Origin of the sequence: Pseudomonas sp. NFX5, assembly GCF_049132125.1 — a bacterium.
GTDB lineage: Bacteria > Pseudomonadota > Gammaproteobacteria > Pseudomonadales > Pseudomonadaceae > Aquipseudomonas > Aquipseudomonas marginalis.
Genome location: NZ_JAFMZG010000044.1, coordinates 20,122 through 33,559, shown reverse-complemented (window position 1 = coordinate 33,559; position 13,438 = coordinate 20,122). Strand labels below are relative to the sequence as shown.

General features: G+C 63.6%; 14 protein-coding genes. 10 read left to right on the top strand and 4 right to left on the bottom strand.

All coding sequences use genetic code 11. The features are described from left to right. Positions 1-116: 116 nt before the first annotated feature. From J1N02_RS28095 to J1N02_RS28085, 3 genes are all read left to right on the top strand, one after another. A complete protein-coding gene (locus J1N02_RS28095; RefSeq protein WP_027608455.1) occupies positions 117-737 on the top strand; it encodes a LysE family translocator in 621 nt (206 codons plus the stop codon). A 134-nt stretch (positions 738-871) separates the two neighbouring features. After that, entirely contained in the window at positions 872-1,807 is a 936-nt protein-coding gene (locus J1N02_RS28090) for an EamA family transporter (RefSeq protein WP_027608456.1), read from the top strand. 149 nt (positions 1,808-1,956) lie between these two features. Beyond that, entirely contained in the window at positions 1,957-3,294 is a 1,338-nt protein-coding gene (locus tag J1N02_RS28085) for an MFS transporter (RefSeq protein ID WP_092356996.1), read from the top strand. A 124-nt stretch (positions 3,295-3,418) separates the two neighbouring features. On the opposite strand, the gene J1N02_RS28080 is transcribed toward J1N02_RS28085, so the two are convergent. The 3 genes from J1N02_RS28080 to J1N02_RS28070 form a co-directional block, all read right to left on the bottom strand. Beyond that, a complete protein-coding gene (locus J1N02_RS28080) occupies positions 3,419-3,916 on the bottom strand; it encodes a DUF2269 family protein (protein WP_146476159.1) in 498 nt (165 codons plus the stop codon). A 3-nt stretch (positions 3,917-3,919) separates the two neighbouring features. Then, positions 3,920-5,047, bottom strand: a complete 1,128-nt coding sequence (locus tag J1N02_RS28075) for a saccharopine dehydrogenase family protein (protein WP_146476157.1) — start codon at positions 5,045-5,047, stop codon at positions 3,920-3,922. Between the two features lie 120 nt (positions 5,048-5,167). After that, a complete protein-coding gene (locus J1N02_RS28070) occupies positions 5,168-6,574 on the bottom strand; it encodes an XAC2610-related protein (protein WP_421148072.1) in 1,407 nt (468 codons plus the stop codon). Positions 6,575-6,702: 128 nt separating this feature from the next. Between J1N02_RS28070 and J1N02_RS28065 the strand changes: the two genes are divergently transcribed. Continuing rightward, positions 6,703-7,266: a cysteine hydrolase family protein gene (locus tag J1N02_RS28065; protein ID WP_027608461.1), complete on the top strand. Its 564-nt coding sequence runs from the start codon at positions 6,703-6,705 to the stop codon at positions 7,264-7,266. A gap of 101 nt (positions 7,267-7,367) precedes the next feature. Beyond that, positions 7,368-8,045 carry an aspartate/glutamate racemase family protein gene (locus J1N02_RS28060; RefSeq protein ID WP_027608462.1) on the top strand — a complete coding sequence of 226 codons (678 nt, stop codon included), beginning with the start codon at positions 7,368-7,370 and terminating at the stop codon, positions 8,043-8,045. Here the strand turns inward: J1N02_RS28060 and J1N02_RS28055 are convergent. Continuing rightward, the gene (locus tag J1N02_RS28055; protein ID WP_098479358.1) at positions 8,002-8,694 is read right to left on the bottom strand and encodes a glutathione S-transferase family protein; all 693 of its coding nucleotides are present in this window, start codon (positions 8,692-8,694) and stop codon (positions 8,002-8,004) included. The genes J1N02_RS28060 and J1N02_RS28055 overlap by 44 nt on opposite strands. 139 nt (positions 8,695-8,833) lie before the next feature. Here J1N02_RS28055 and J1N02_RS28050 point away from each other — a divergent pair, with 139 nt between their 5' ends. The 5 genes from J1N02_RS28050 (at position 8,834) to J1N02_RS28030 (ending at position 13,416) form a co-directional block, all read left to right on the top strand. Continuing rightward, positions 8,834-9,397, top strand: coding sequence for a TetR/AcrR family transcriptional regulator (locus J1N02_RS28050; protein WP_027608464.1), 564 nt, complete (start codon positions 8,834-8,836; stop codon positions 9,395-9,397). 202 nt (positions 9,398-9,599) lie between these two features. After that, entirely contained in the window at positions 9,600-10,655 is a 1,056-nt protein-coding gene (locus J1N02_RS28045; protein ID WP_421148071.1) for an AMP-binding protein, read from the top strand. Between the two features lie 10 nt (positions 10,656-10,665). Beyond that, positions 10,666-11,442, top strand: a complete 777-nt coding sequence (locus J1N02_RS28040) for an ABC transporter ATP-binding protein (RefSeq protein ID WP_027608466.1) — start codon at positions 10,666-10,668, stop codon at positions 11,440-11,442. A 2-nt stretch (positions 11,443-11,444) separates the two neighbouring features. Next, entirely contained in the window at positions 11,445-12,326 is an 882-nt protein-coding gene (locus J1N02_RS28035) for a branched-chain amino acid ABC transporter permease (RefSeq protein ID WP_027608467.1), read from the top strand. A gap of 22 nt (positions 12,327-12,348) precedes the next feature. Then, positions 12,349-13,416, top strand: a complete 1,068-nt coding sequence (locus tag J1N02_RS28030; protein ID WP_027608468.1) for a branched-chain amino acid ABC transporter permease — start codon at positions 12,349-12,351, stop codon at positions 13,414-13,416. The last annotated feature ends 22 nt before the right edge of the window (positions 13,417-13,438 follow it).

Genomic DNA, 13,438 nt, shown 5'->3' with positions numbered 1-13,438 from the left:
ACAAGCCCGGTCACCATAGTAAACCTGCTCACCACAACAAGCCCGCTCGCCACAAGATAACCACTCATGCCAAGCTTGGGTTAACGCCCACTCATCCCTCTGCATGAAGCCCGCTCATGTCCATCGCCGACAACCTCATCGCCTTCACCTTCGCCGCCACCCTGCTGACCCTCACGCCCGGGCTCGACACCGCCCTGGTCCTGCGCACCGCCACGGTGGAAGGCAAGCGCCAGGCGCTGCAGGCCACGCTGGGCATCAACGCGGGTTGCCTGGTGTGGGGCGCCGCGGTTGCGTTTGGCCTGGGCGCGTTGATCGCGGTGTCGGAGATGGCGTTCAACCTGCTCAAGTACTGCGGCGCGGCTTACCTGGCCTGGCTGGGGCTGAACATGCTGGTGCGTCCGCGTCGCTCACTGGCACCGGCCGCAGACGACCGCAAGCCCGGCGGCAACTGGTTTATCAAGGGCATGCTGGGCAATGTGCTGAACCCCAAGGTGGGGATTTTCTACGTGTCGTTCCTGCCGCAATTTATCCCCCAAGGGCATTCGCTGATTGCCTGGACCTTCGGCCTGGTGAGCATCCATGTGCTGCTCGGGCTGCTGTGGTCGCTGGTATTGATCGGCGCCACGCAGTCGCTGTCCGGGTTCCTGCGCCGCGAAAAGGTCATCCAGTGGATGGATCGCACCACCGGTGTGATCTTCTTGCTGTTTGCCGCAAAACTCGCGCTCAGCAGGCGCTGAGTTTTTTTCCAGACCAAATCCCTCCTTGCTCCCTCGGCGCAAACACGCTACAAATCACCCCGTCGCGAAGTTGTACGACAACCTAAAAATAAATCGCCATCCCCGACGATGGCGCCAACCGCCCGAGCCCCAGTATGACTCCGCCTGCCCCGACGCAAACTGCCCCCGCCCTGTTCTCCCGCCCCATTGCCGTGTTGATTCTGCTCTGCATGGGCTGTGCCTTCGCCGGCAATCACATCGCCGCTCGGGTCGCCTTCGATGATGGTGCCGGTGTGCTGTTGGCCATTCTGCTGCGCTCGGGTGGCACCTTGCTGGTGCTGGCGGTGCTGGTACTGTGGCAACGCCAAAGCCTGCGCCTGCCCGCAGGTGCATGGCGCTGGCAAGTGCTGCTGGGCCTGCTTATCGCTACCCAGAGCCTGTGCCTCTACTCCGCCGTCGCCCGTGTGCCGGTGGCGCTGGCGCTGCTGGTGGGCAACGTGTTCCCGATTCTGCTCGCCCTGCTCACCTGGGCATTCGGCGGCCCACGTCCGACGGCGCGCACCGCCTTGCTGATGGGGTTGATTCTGGTGGGCCTGGTGTTTGTGCTGGACGTACCCGGCCGCCTCTCAGGCCATGCCGATATCGGCCCGCACTGGCTGCTCGGCGTCGGCCTGGCCCTCTGCGCCGCGTTCGTGTTCGCCTGCGCGCTGTGGATCACCGACCACAAGTTGTCCCAGGTGCGCGGCTCCGTGCGCAGCCTGCTGACCATCTTCATCGTATTCAGCAGTGTCAACCTCGCCGGCCTCAGCGGCGCCCTCCCCGGCGGCCTGAACCCGCCGGCCACGGGTACCGGCTGGCTGGCACTCGCAACGTTGGTGGTGCTGTACGGCACCGGTTTTATCGTGCTGTTCATGTCGGTCCCGCGCCTGGACATGCCGCGCAATGCGCCGGTCATGAACATTGAGCCGCTGGCCACGCTGTTGATGGGCTGGGTCGTGCTCGATCAAATGCTCAGCGCCGGCCAGATAGTCGGCGGCGTCATCGTGGTGACCGGGATTGTGCTGCTGACCTATCGCACGTCTGCCCGGTAACGATAAATCCCCGCCTGACCTGGCCCAATTCCTGCCTCCCTCATCCCACCCGGTCGCTACTGACTACGCGGACGACTCTTTTGAGCCCGGCCGCCCAACACCCTCCCCGGATAATCCAGCATCTCCGACCCCCTTCCGAGGCCTTCCCCATGACGAGCCCCTCCACCGAACAGGTAAGCCCCCAAACCCTGCGCAAGGTCATCATCGCCGCCGGCATCGGTAACTTCGTCGAATGGTTTGACTTCGCCGTGTACGGTTTCCTCGCTACCACCATCGCCCAACAGTTCTTCCCCAGCGGCGATGCCAGCGCGGCCTTGCTCAAAACCTTCGCGGTGTTCGCCGTCGCCTTCGCCTTCCGGCCCCTGGGCGGGATTTTCTTCGGCATGCTCGGCGACCGTATCGGGCGCAAGCGCACCCTGGCCATGACCATCCTGCTGATGGCCGGCGCCACCACCTTGATCGGCCTGCTGCCCACCTACGCCGCCATCGGCGTCACGGCGCCGATCCTGTTATCGCTGATCCGCTGCGCCCAGGGCTTCTCCGCCGGCGGCGAATACGCCGGCGCCTGTGCCTACCTGATGGAGCACGCGCCCCGGGACAAACGCGCCTGGTACGGCAGCTTCGTGCCGGTGTCGACGTTCTCTGCCTTCGCCGCCGCCGCCGTGGTGGCGTACGCACTCGAAGCGTCGTTGTCCGCCGAGGCGATGGGCAGTTGGGGCTGGCGCCTGCCGTTCCTGATCGCCGCGCCGCTGGGCCTGGTGGGCCTTTACCTGCGCTGGAAGCTGGATGAGACGCCCGCCTTCCAGGCCGTGAAGCAGGAGCACGCGGTGGCCCACTCACCACTCAAGGAAACCTTGCGCAACCATGGTGCGGCGATCTGCTGCCTGGGCGCTTTTGTGTCACTGACGGCGCTGTCGTTTTATATGTTCACCACCTACTTCGCCACGTACCTGCAAGTGGCCGGTGGGCTGAGTCGGGCGATGGCGTTGCTGGTGTCGCTGATCGCGTTGATCTTCGCCGCGGCGATTTGCCCGCTGGCGGGGCTGTATTCGGATCGCGTGGGGCGTCGGGTCACGGTGATGACGGCGTGCGTGTTGTTGATGGTGGTGGTGTATCCGTCGTTCCTGATGGCCAGTTCCGGTTCGTTCACGGCGTCCATTGTCGGGGTGATGTTGCTGGCGGTCGGCGCAGTATTGTGTGGTGTGGTGACGGCGGCGTTGCTGTCGGAGACCTTTCCGACCCGCACGCGCTATACCGCCTCGGCGATTACCTACAACATGGCGTATACGATCTTCGGCGGCACCGCGCCGCTGATGGCCACGTGGTTGATCAGCACCACCGGCAGCAACCTGTCACCGGCGTTCTACCTGATAGCCGTGGCATTGCTGGCGTTGGCGGGCGGACTGGCATTGCCGGAGACGTCGAGGATTTCCCTGCACGACGTGGGCGCAGAGGACAAAAGCCCGGCGCCGCTGCTCTCGCGTTAAGCACCCACACCGTCCAAACCGTAGCAGCGGCCGACGCATGAGCAGCGCTTTTTGAGGGGGCCGCTATGAACACAGCGCTATGCATCGTTGCACCGGTTTGGGATGCCAAGCCTTGAGCGGGCACTCAGCCCGCCGCCAACAGCCCGACCAACTGCCACGGCGTCATCTTCGTCACCATGATCATCACGATCACAAACATCCCCAGGAAGCCGAAGACGCCCAGCCAGAACCATTGCCGGTACACACCACGGTATCCATCATCCAGCTCCGTGTCGGTCTCGACCGCCCGCGAGGCCATCTGCTGCATGCGCTTCTGCAGTACCAGCACCGGCAGCCACAGCGAGCCCACGCCGAGGAAGATGATCAACGCGGTCAGTACCCATTCCGTGGTCACAGGCAGCCCGGCAAGCTGGATCAGCAGCAAGCCCGTGATGATCTGAATGACGCCCGCCGGCGTGGTAATCCAGGTATCAAACCGCACGACCATGCGCGCCACTTGGGCGATCACTTGCGGGTTGGCCGTGCGACTGGCGGCGATCAGGTAGAGGTACGAGCCCATGCCGAAGCCGAACAGGAAAATCGCCGCGATGATGTGCAGGTACTTCAGGCACAGGTAGAGCATCGGTCAGGCCTTCCCGTCAGAGAAGCGCACCGCCAGGCTGAGCTTCGTCGGTTCGTTGATGGCGGCCATGTATTCGTCGACGCTGATTTCACCTACGCACGGGCGGGCACCGGGTTCGGGCACGTAACCGTGGGCCATTTTGATGGCAAGGGCGACGGCCGCGCAGCTGGGGATTTCCGGTCCCTTGTCGTCCAGGGCCGTGAGTTGCACCGCCAGGGACAGCGGCTGGCCTTGCATGCCCAGACCCTGCACGTCGATGTACATCGCGCTTTTGCCATCGCCAAATCGTTCGAACCAGGTGCCCAGGCGATGCAGTCTGGCGGCCCATGCAAGGTGGTCGCGCACAATGCCCATGCGTAGCGCTTGCGCCAGCAGATAATTGGCGACACCGCCCAGCTTGAGCCCCGCACCGGCCTTGAAGCGCAGGGTATGGGCGCCATAACGGCCAGCGAATATATCCATGTCGGGCACGTCCACATTGGCCAGCACCCGCGTGCCGAGCTGGGGCATCCTGCGCAGGGTCAGGTCCTGCCAGCCCAGCACTTCGTGCACCTGGCCCTGCTTGAGTTGCTTGATCGGTTTGCCCGCGTAGGCAAGCACGCCTTCGATGGTCGACAGCCCCGGCATCTTCGCCGAAGAAGAAATGCCATGCTCGATGGTGTCGATGCGCATGAAGCGATAGCGGTACTGATCGATGAGGGCGGACGACAACGTCGGCACAGAGCTGCAACCGCTGAGGACGGCCACGCCCGCCTGCCGGGCTTTCGCATCCAGCACGCCGACGCCATTGACGAAGGTCCGGCAATCCGACAGGTCGCAGTAGTTCACGCCCGCGTCGATGCAGTGCTGGGCGACGGCATAGGACTGCCCCTGGAACGGGCCGCCGGTGTGGATCACCAACTGGATGTCCATCGACTGCAAGACGCCAGCGAACCCGGCCGCCATGGCATCGCCGCACCAGCTTTCGCACTCGCGGCCCGAGGACGTTTTCAACCCGTCGACTTTGCCCTGCAACTTGTGTGAGTTGCGGCCCGAGACCACCAGTTCAATGCCCGGCGCGCCCGCCAGGTGCCGGCAAATGATGCTGCCAAAGTTGCCGTAGCCGCCGATCACCATCACCCTGAGTGCCATTGCCTGCTTCCTTGATCAATCAATTGTGCGCCGAGCCTGAAGCGGCCGGCGGTTGAAGATACCCGATGTGTCTAACCGCCTGATCCAGGATCGACACTCAGGCGGCATTACTCCCCGGTTTCAGGGCTGCTTACGATAAAACCCGGTCAGGTAGTCCTGGCTGTCCGGCGCCGAGTTGTGCTCGATCACGGCAAAGCCCTTCACCAGTTGGATGTGATACGGCCCGGCCCGAGGGGGCGCCTGGGGTGTGCGCACGATGATCAGGTTTGCGGTTTCCATCGGCACGCGTTGGTGCGTAGTGATGATGATCTTGTCGGTGCCGGTGTCTTTGAGCGTCACGTTGAGTTCCGCCACTTCCCGGCCCTGGGCGTCGCGTTCGGGAAGGATTTTCAGGTCCAGGTCACCGTCGCGGCCGAGGAAGTCATCGCGCATCTGGTAATGGCCATCGCGCTGGTCGCGGGCCACGTCGCCGAGTTTGTCGTACTCAGGCGCCCGGTCCTGCCTGTGCAGTTGAATCTGCAGCTCGGGCTGGTCGCCCTTGGCGCCACGGACCCAGGTGCCCGCGTAGGCATAAGGTTCGACGGTTTCCCGCGTGATGCGCCAGATGCCGGTTTGACGGCCATCATCGGCGTATTCGTGCAGGTAGATAAACGACTGGTCGCCGTATTCACCCTGATCCCCCACCAGTTTGATCGGCTTGCCGCTGCCGCTTTTGGTGTAGCGCACCTCACCGATCAGCACCGCGCCCTGTTGCTGGTACCAGAGCTGCACCGGGATCTTGCCGTTGAGGGTGCCGGCCAGGAACTCGGGGTCTTCGTTGACCGGTCCTTCCAGCCTGGGCGTTTCCAGCCATTGGCCGTCCTTCCACTCACCGGTGGTGCGCAACATGTAGCCGCTGGGCATGCTGTTGTTGGCGTCATCGTCCGTCGCCGGCACTTCCGCCTGGGTGTACGCGCTGAGTCGCACCAGTTTGCCGTCGCGCATCTGATAGCGGCTGGCGCGGGTCCAGCAGCAACCCCGGTCGGTCTGCGAATGGATAATGCCGTCCTTGGGATTGATCGAAAACATCCCGCCGGAGGTCTCGTTGGCCAGGTCGGTCAAGGGGCCATTCAGCACCCAGTGGGACGTGTGCGGGTCTTGCAGATACACGTCGTAACTGGACTGGAAGTCCTTGTCCGCCCCGGTGCCATTGCGGATCGCCAGGTCCTGGCGGCCATCCTGGTTGATATCGGCGAAGTACACCACGCCGTTCTCCCCCATCAGGCGCCAGTCCACGGTTCTGCCTTGCTGATCCAGCGGCACCTGGGCATCCGGGGTCTGCAATTGCTGAAGGATTTCGAGGGAGCGTTTGTCGCGCAGGGTGATGAGCGCCGGCGCCAGGTGCTGTAAGTCCTGCGGCACGTCCGGGAACAACACCTCGACCAGGTATTGACCGCTGGGGTCATTGACCGAGAACGAACGGGGCTCGGCCATGACGGGAGCGGCCAGGGCCAGGGAGAGGAGTACACCGCTGAGTCGCGTACGCATCCAACGCATCCTTGCTGAAATTCGGGGGCGGCAGTGTAAAGGCAAATGGCAAAGGCATCGAACAAATCGCTGTTTAGGCGCACTCAATGGCTGCTATGTTTTGTGCCTCACGAGCCAAAGGATGTGCCATGGAACCGTTAGCCACCAACGCTGCACTGGTGATCATCGACATGCAGCAGGGCATGAATGACCCGAAGCTCGGGCGCCGCAACAACCCGCAGGCCGAGCAACAGTTGCAGCAATTGCTCGGCGCCTGGCGGCAGTCGGGGCGGCCTGTGGTGCACGTCAGGCACATCTCCCGTACCCCCGGCTCGGTATTCTGGCCGGGCCAGCCGGGCTGCGAATTTCAGCCTGCGCTGCAACCACTGGCCCACGAACACGTGGTGGAAAAGAACGTACCCTGTGCCTTTATCGCCACCGGGCTGGACCGCTGGCTGCACGCGCGATCGATCAAGCAACTGGTGATCGCCGGGGTGATCACCAACAATTCCGTCGAAGCAACGGCACGCACAGGCGGCAACCTGGGCTTTGACGTGCTCGTCGCCGCAGACGCCTGCTACACCTTCGATCAAACCGATGGATCCGGACGCCTGTGGCCAGCGGAGGACGTGCACGCGCTGTCGCTGAGCAACCTGGCCATGGACTACGCCAGGGTGGTCGAAACGGCCGGGATTCTCGGCGCTATGCGCTGAACACGCCGGCTTGCACCAGCATGTCAACTCGCGCCCTTGCTATAGGCAAGTGCGGGCTGCATCTTAACCATCGTCGACATTTTCAGCACTGGAAACAGCCCATGCGCATCGCCTGCCTTCATACCGCAGCCAGCAATATCAGCGTGTTTGAAACCGCCGCGAAAGCACTGGGTATCGGCGCTGATGTGCTACGCCATGAAGTGCGCGCCGACCTGTTGGCTGCTGCCGAAAACGCCGGTCATCTGAGCGCCGACATCTGCGCATCCACCGCATCAGCCCTGCTTGCACTGGCTGAACAGGCCGATGCCGTGGTGCTCACCTGCTCGACCCTGGGTCCGGTTGTTGAAGGTATCTCCAGCAGTGTCCCGATCCTGAGGACAGACGAAGCGCTGGCCGCCTCGGCGGTGCAGGCGGGCGGAAAAATTGCGGTGCTGTGCGCGGTGGAAACCACCCTCGAACCGACCGCGCGGCTGTTTCACAAGGCCGCGCTGCAATCGAACGCGGTCGTCGAAGTGCGGCTGGTTCCGGGGGCATGGCGCTTGTTCAAGGCGGGTGACATCGACGGCTACCTGGCGACAATCGCCAAAGCTGCCGATGCCGCCTATAGGGATGGAATGACACGGGTTGCGCTGGGCCAGGCGTCGATGAGCGCGGCCGCCGTGCAGGTAACGGCCGGCCCGCTGCCCCTCACCAGCGCAGCGGCCGGGCTGGCGGCCGCTATGCGGGCCGTTGCCCTCAGTGCGGTTGTGCAACCATTGCACGCCAGGCCTGAACGCTAGGTCGCTCGTTGACCCTGGCCTGCCAGGCGCGCAGGGCTTCACACGTCTGCGGCACCGGCAATTGCACCAGGTCCGCGAAGATCATGCCGCCGAGTAACGCGATATCGGCCATTGAGAAGGCATCGCCTGCCACAAAGGCGCGGGTCTTGAGCACGTTATCGAAATAGTGCATCCCCCTGACCGCCTTGTCCCGCATGCGCATGCCCCATTCGGCGTTCTGATAAAGCTCGACCTCAGGCCCAAGCCCAGGGGTGGCATGATGGAAATACACGCTGACCGCATCCATCAATTCAATCTCTGCGCGCTTGGTCATCATGTGGATCAAGCCTTGCTCGGTCGGCGTCCTGCCGGTGAGGGTCGGGTTGCCATCGAGCGTGTCCAGGTACTGGGTGATAGCCGTGCATTCAGCGATGAACGTGCCGTCGTCCAGTTGCAGCACTGGCAGGGTGCCGGAGTAGTTGAGGGCCAGGAACTCAGGTTGTTTGTGCTCCCCTTTCCATAGGTTGACCGACACGAACTCAACGCGCGGCAACAGATCTTTCTCGGCCAGCGCTATACGAACGCGCGCTGGATAGGGGCCGTTGTACCAATCATAAATTTTCATCAACGGAGGTTGGGATACGTCGGGTTGTGGTTGTTGGAACGTCATGATCTGCTCGCCTACCTGTCAAATGGTAGGTAGAGATTGAAGGTATTATTTCAGGCCGTCAAGCATTACCTACCAGTTGGCAGGTAAAACCTTATCAGCGTAGAATTCGCCCCTACCCACATTTAAGAGCAATCCACCCGTGAGTGAAAATGCCCGCGAAGCGATTCTGGAAGCCGCCAGACTCGCCGCTCAGCACTACGGCTACAGTGGCATCAACTTCCGCAGCATCGGCGAAACGGTGGGGATCAAGAACGCCAGTATCTATTACCACTTCCCGAGCAAAGCCGATCTCGGCGCAGCCGTTGCCAGGCGCTATTGGGAAGACGCCGCCAGCGCCCTCGCGGCGATACGCAGCGAGAACCCGGAGCCGCTGCAATGCCTGCGTGCTTATCCGAGCATCTTTCGAAAATCACTCGAAGACGGCAACCGCTTGTGCCTGTCCAGTTTTATGGCGGCCGAATATCAGGACCTGCCGGAGCCGGTGAAGGAAGAGATACTGACGTTTGCCAATATCAACGTAGCCTGGCTGGGGGCGTTGCTTGCCGAGATCGAACCCGGCAATACAGAGGCATGCGAGCGTCGCGCGCGTGCCATCTACACCGCCATTGCCGGCGCGCAGTTGATTGCCCGCACCCGGGCCGATCTCGGTTTGTACGACGAACTGGTCCAGAGTTATCGGGACGCGGGGCTTATCCCGGCGTGACAAGCTGGAGCCCTGCCGGCGACAGGTAGCGCTCCAGCAATGGCCCCATCGCTGTTGGCCCAACAACACTGCTTGGACAGCTTGTGCTGAATCAACACACGCCTCCTCCCCAAAAAATCCACATATCCCATTGAAATAAAAGCATTTAATCCTCTGGCATGACGCGTGCAATCGCCTTCGCATACTGACGAAGGATACCCCCATGCCCCAGACACTGCCCCAAGCGCTGTTGCGCCAAGCCCACACCCGAGGGTCGGCGATTGCCTTGCGCTTCAAGCGCCTGGGTATCTGGCATGAGCGCAGCTGGAGCGAGGTGGCGCACGAGGTCAGCCAGCTCGCTGCCGCCTTGCATCAGCGCCGCTTCGGGCCTGACGATAACCTGTTGATCCTCAGCCAGGCGCGCCCCGAAGCGTTGCTGCTGGCGCTGGCCGCGCAATGGCTGGGCGCCAGCGTCACGCTGCTGGACCCGGACCGCGACAACCGGGCGCTGCTGGCCGGGCTGCGACCGCGCTTCGTGCTCGTGCAAGACCTGGAAGCGCTGCAACAACTCGGTGAACGCGGGGTGGTGGTGTTTCTTGACGGGCGTGGCCTGAGCCAGTTCGCAGACACCGATTTGATCGACTATGCCGAGCTGCGTGCCGATGCACCGCCACCCGCCCACGCCCCGCAGCCGAGCGACACCGCCTTCGTCTTTCATGCCGACACCTCCCTGCACTTGACCCACGGGCAACTGCTCGCGGGCGCGCGGACGCTGATCGACCGCGAACACCTCGGCGCCGACGACGAAGCCCTCGCCGCACGGGTGTTTGCCGCCAGCGGGCAGGCACGCTACCTGCTCGCGCCCTGGCTGCACGCCGGCTTTCGGCTGAACTTCCCCGAGGCCCTGGCCACCCGCGACACCGACCGCCGCGAGCTGGGCCCGACCCTGGTGCTGGGCACCCGCGAATCCTATGGGCGCCTGGAGCAATGGGTGCGTGAACGCCTGCCACTGCCGGGCAGCTTCAGCCATCGTTTATACGACTGGGCCATGCAGCCGACCCCCTCCCCCGTGCGCCGCTGGCTGGGCCATTGGCTGGTGCGGCGGCCTTTGCTGGATGTACTGGGCATGAGCCGCCTGCGCGTGCCCTTGCTGGTCGGACCGCCACTGCATCCGGAAAGTGCCGCCTTCTTTGCGGCCCTGGGCATTCGTCCCGGCCATTGGCAAGAGCCGTCCACCCGCCACGAACCCAGTGACCACTTGCTGCCTCAATCTGCCTGACGAGCCTTCCATGCCCACACCCACTGAAGCGGTATTACTGCGGCTCGATGACATCTCCCTGTCGTTCAAGGGCATCAAGGCCATCACCTCCATCAGTTTCGAGGTCAAGGCCGGTGACATCTGCGGCCTGATCGGCCCCAACGGCGCGGGTAAAAGCTCGCTGCTCAACGTGATCAACGGGGTCTACCACCCCCAGGGCGGCAGCATCCGCTACGCCGGCCAGACCCGGCGGCGCATGCGTGCGCACCAGGCGGCCGAAGGCGGGATTGCGCGGACCTTCCAGAATATCGCGCTGTTCAAGGGCATGAGCGTGCTCGACAACGTGCTTACCGGGCGCAACCTCAAGCGCCGCAGCAGTTGGCTGGAGCAGATGCTGCGCGTGGGCCGTGCGCCACGGGAGGACGACGCCCACCGCCTGCACGCGGAAAAGGTGATTGCCTTCCTGCAGATCCATCCCTGGCGCCACGTGCTGGTCGGCACCCTGCCCTATGGCCTGCAAAAACGTGTCGAACTGGCCCGCGCCCTGGCCGCCGAACCGACCCTGCTGTTGCTGGATGAACCCATGGCCGGCATGAACGCCCAGGAGAAAGCCCAGATGAGCCAGTTCATCCGCGACATCAACCGCGAGTTCGGCACCACCGTGGTGTTGATCGAGCACGACATCGGCGTGGTCATGGGCTTGTGCGACCACGTGGTGGTCCTCGACTACGGTCGCAAGATCGGCGACGGCACCCCGCAACAGGTGCGCGCCAACCCCCATGTCATCGCCGCCTACCTGGGGACCTGAGCATGGAATTTTTCTTCGAAGTGCTGATCGGCGGCCTGCTGGCGGGCGTGATGTATGCCCTGGTAGCGATTGGTTTTGTACTGATCTACAAGGCCTCCGGCGTGTTCAATTTTGCCCAGGGCGCCATGGTGCTGTTCGCCGCGCTGACGTTTGTCAGCCTGTTGGAGCGCGGCTTCCCGTTTGCCTGGGCGTTCCTGATCACCCTGGCGAGCATGGTGGTGCTGGCGCTGCTGATCGAAAAAGTGGTGCTGCGGCCCTTGGTCAATCGCCCACCGATCATCCTCTTCATGGCCACCCTCGGGCTGTCCTACCTGATCGAAGGTTTCGCGCAGTTCCTGTGGGGTGCGCAGGTGCACGGGCTGGACCTGGGCATCGCCGACGAACCGCTGGAAATCCGCGGCATGCTGCTTTCGCAATTCGACCTGTTTGCCGCCGGCACCGCCGCCGCCCTGGTGATCGTGCTGTCGCTGCTGTTCAACAAGACCCGGGTGGGCCTGTCGTTGCGTGCGGTGGCCGATGACCCGCTGGCGTCCATGGCCATCGGTATTCGCCTGCCGCGCATCTGGGCGTTGGTGTGGGCGGTGGCCGGGTTCGTCGGGCTGGTGGCCGGGTTGCTCTGGGGCGCACGCCTGGGAGTGCAGTTCTCGCTCTCGCTGGTGGTGCTCAAGGCGCTGCCGGTGCTGATCATCGGCGGGTTCTCGTCCATCGGCGGGGCGATTGTCGGCGGCCTGATCATCGGGGCGGCGGAGAAAGTCGCCGAGATCTACCTCGGCCCGATCATCGGCAGCGGCATCGAGAACTGGGTGCCCTACGTCCTCGCGTTGCTGTTCCTGCTGGTGCGGCCTGCCGGGTTGTTCGGCGAGCGCGCCATCGAACGGGTTTGATTGTCCTTGGGGAAATGCCTGCATGTTGTATCAAGAAGTCGGTCAAATCAGCACCTCCTACGCGGCCGAGCGCCGCACCTTTCGCCTGCGCCAGGACCGCGTCGCGCTGTGGCTGCTGCTGGGCGTGGCGTTCTTTGCGGTGCCCTGGCTGGGCAATGACTACTGGTTCAGCGCGATCCTGGTGCCGCTGCTGGTGCTGTCGCTGGCCGGGCTTGGGCTCAACCTGCTGACGGGCTACGCCGGGCAACTTTCACTCGGCTCGGCGGCGTTCATGGCGGTGGGCGCGTTTGCCGCCTACAACCTGCAGTTGCGGGTGCCCGGCCTGCCGCTGCTGGTGAGCTTTGCCCTGGGTGGCGTGATCGCCGCCGCGGTGGCGGTGTTCTTCGGCTTGCCGAGCCTGCGCATCAAGGGCTTTTACCTGCTGGTGGCGACCCTGGCCGCGCAGTTCGTGGTGGAGTGGGTGCTCACCCGCTTCAGCTGGTTTACCAACGACAACGCCTCGGGCGTGATCACCTCGCCGCCACTGCTGATTGCCGGGCTGGATTTCAGCTCACCGCGCGGCCGCTACGTGCTGACGCTGGCCGTGGTGGTGACGCTGTTCTGGCTGGGCAAGAACCTGGTGCGCAGCGAACTGGGCCGCAACTGGATGGCGGTGCGCGACATGGACACCGCCGCTGCCGTCATCGGCATTCGCCTGTTGAAGGCCAAGCTGCTGGCGTTTGCCATCAGCGGCTTCTACCTGGGCATCGCCGGTTCACTGTGGGCGTTCGCCTACCTCGGCACGGTGGAGCCCCACGGCTTTGACCTGAGCCGCTCGTTCCAGGTGCTGTTCATCATCATTATCGGCGGCCTGGGCAGCGTGCTCGGCAACGTCCTTGGCGCGGCATTCATCGTGTTGTTCCCGATTCTGCTGGCCAATCTCTTCGCGCTGTTGCCCGCCGGACTGATGGATGCCGGACAGCTGGAAAACATCCAGAAGATGCTGTTTGGCGCGCTGATCATCGCGTTTTTGATCAAGGAACCGGAGGGGCTGGCCCGTCTGTGGCAGCGCTTTCGTCAACGGGCCAGGGTCTGGCCGCTGCGTTACTGAACTCAATAACCCCCCAGGAATC